Below are 2,624 nucleotides of genomic sequence, written 5' to 3' on the forward strand. Positions count from 1 at the left end.
TGCGCATTTCGCAAAAGCCGGACAGGGGTTCCGCTAATTCCCGGACAGCGATTTCGCTAATGTCGGGACAGTTTGGCGGCGACGGTCCTCGGGTGCCTTGTTGCGTTCATGGATGATTGATTTCGCCGTTTTCGGTGCCGGTCAAGAGGGGCGCTGCCTTTTGCTTTCGCATGCTGTCGCCCTGGAGCACGATGCGGTGGGCGTTGTGCACGATCCGATCGAGAATGGCGTCGGCGACGGTGGGGTCTGCGATCAGGTCATGCCATCTGGCCACCGGGACCTGGGCAGTGATCAGGGTGGATTTGCGGCGATAGCGTTCCTCGACGATTTCGAACAGATGGAAGCGCTGTTGGTCGGTGAGGGAGTGGGTTCCGAAGTCATCCAGGATGAGCAGTTGCGCGCGGGTGAGCTTGTCAATGAGGCGTGAGAAGCGGCCGTCGAGACGAGCGAGCGCCAAATCCTCGAACAGGCGCGGCACGCGCACATAGAGCACGGAATGATCGAGTCGTGCCGCTTGCCGGCCGAAGGCGCAGGCCAGCCACGACTTGCCGGTTCCGGTCTGGCCGGTGACGATTAGATTCTCATGCGCCTTCAGCCATTCGCCCTGGGCGAGCGCCATGGTGCTGCGCCGGTCGAGCCCGCGCGGCGCGGCAAAGTCGATGTCCTCGATGCAGGCTTCGGGAAAGCGCAGCCTGGCTGAGGCGAGCCGGTTCCGGACGCGCTTGTCGGCCCGTATGGCGACCTCGCGGTCGAGCATCAGGCCGAGCCACTCGTCACGGCTGAGCTCGTTGGCGTTGTTCCGTTCGGCCAGTTCGCGCCAGGCGGCAGCCATGCCGGCCAGACCGAGGGTCTGCATCTGGTCGAGGGTAGGGTTCGTCAGCATTCTTTCTTCCTTTCCTTCACTGGTAATAGGTGGAGCCGCGGATGTTGGCGTGCTGGGGTGTCGGCTTTGCCGGTTCTGCAGAACTGGCTCGGTCGAGGCCGGCTTTGAGGATGGCGGTGACGGAGGAGTAGGCGATCGCGTTGATCAGCAGCGCCCGCTCGCAGGCGGCATTGAGACGCTCCGGCCCATAGCGCGGCGCCAGCGACAGGATGCCCATGGCCGAGCGATATCCCTGTTCCGGATGCGGCCGGTCGCGCATCATGCGCTCGACCAGAATGGCGGCGTTGGGGCCGATCCCGGCCGCCCGGCTGATCAGGCTGGCCGGCGTGGTGTTGGCGTAGCGCTGGTGCGCCTTGGGCATGTGTTCGTTGACGGTGACATGGCCGGAACGCTGTGAGCGACGCACATGGCTGGCGACACGCTGGTGATCGTGGAAGATCTCGACCACTCGATGCGTGAGCCGCACTTCGACGGTGCGCCCGATCAGCCGGTGCGGCACCGAGTAGAAGGTCTTGTCGACTTCGACATGGTAGTCAGGATGCACCTTCGCCGACTTCCACTCGGCGTATTCGAACGGTGCTGCCGGCAGCGGCTTCAAGGCAGCCCGCTCGATCTCCTCGAACAGTTCGCGGCGGCTTTGGCCGACATGGCGCATCGGCCGGTTGTTCAGATCCTCGAGCAGTTCGGCGATCGCCGCGTTGAGCTCGGCGATCGAGAAGAAGGATCTATTCCTGAGCCGTGCCAGAATCCAGCGCTCGACGATCAGCACCGCGCCCTCGACCTTGCCCTTGTCGCGCGGCTTCCGGCTTCGGGTCGGCAGGATGGTGGTATCGTAATGCTCGGCCATGGCGGCAAAGGTCGCGTTCAGCGTCGGCTCGAACCACAGCGCCTTGACGACACCGGCCTTCAGGTTGTCGCACACGATCGCTCTGGTGACGCCGCCGAAGAAGGCGAGCGCCCGTACCTGGCCCTCGATCCAGTCCGGCAGCTTCTGGCTGGAGCTGGCAAAGGCGAAGGTCAGATTGGAGGCGCCCAGCACCGCGACAAAAATCTGCGCCGGGTAAATGACGCCGGTCGCCGGATCGATCACCGGCACCGTCTGCCCGGCATAGTCCGTCTGCATCACCGCGCCCGCCGCATGCCGATTGCGGAATGTCGCGCTCGTCCGGCGCTCGAAAGCGGCGAAGTGCTCGCAGAACCAGGTGTAGCCGTAGCCGTCGGGATGGGCGGCACGATACTCCTGCCACAACAGCGTCAGCGTCACCCCCTTGCGCTTCAACTCCCGGGCAATCAGCGCAAAGTCCGGTTCGCTCAGGTCTTGTGGCGGACGACCGGCACGGCCAAACAGCAGCCGCTCAAGCGTCGCGTCGTCGTGGCCCGGCGGCAGCGGCCAGCATGACAGCCCGGCCTCCCGCGCTCGCAGCAAATAGGTCGATACTGTCGTCTTACTGATCTTGAGCCGTTCCGACACCTCACGCACCGAAAGACCCTGCTCATGGGTCAGGCGCAAGATCGCTTGGATATCCCTCACACTCGTTCGTCTCGCTTGCTTCCGTCTCGGCATGGCCCCTCTCAACGTCATCGTGAGAGGCCAAACTGCCAGAACGGCGCAGCCGAGAACCGACCGTTAAATCCGCTCCCGAAAACTGTCCGGGATTTAGCGGAAACGCTGTCCGCGAATTACTGAAATCACTGTCCGGGATTTAGCGAAAAGGGTGTCCGGGAATTAACGAAACACGCA

The 2,624-nt window shown here is 63.6% G+C and carries 2 protein-coding genes; both read right to left on the minus strand.

The window, feature by feature from the left end:
- Nucleotides 1–106: 106 nt before the first annotated feature.
- On the minus strand, nt 107–883 hold the full coding sequence (gene istB / locus AC0L2K_RS34720) for an IS21-like element helper ATPase IstB (RefSeq protein WP_473533627.1): 777 nt from the start codon (nt 881–883) through the stop codon (nt 107–109).
- Nucleotides 884–899: 16 nt separating this feature from the next.
- Nucleotides 900–2,447: an IS21 family transposase gene (gene istA, locus AC0L2K_RS34725; protein WP_473533628.1), complete on the minus strand. Its 1,548-nt coding sequence runs from the start codon at nt 2,445–2,447 to the stop codon at nt 900–902.
- Nucleotides 2,448–2,624: the final 177 nt, after the last annotated feature.

The organism is Mesorhizobium sp. WSM4817 (assembly GCF_055811135.1).

What these genes read in the sequence shown, in the direction of transcription:
- istB (WP_473533627.1), bottom strand. Translation starts at nt 883, where the DNA reads ATGCTGACGAACCCTACCCTCGACCAGATGCAGACCCTCGGTCTGGCC.
- istA (WP_473533628.1), bottom strand. Translation starts at nt 2,447, where the DNA reads ATGCCGAGACGGAAGCAAGCGAGACGAACGAGTGTGAGGGATATCCAA.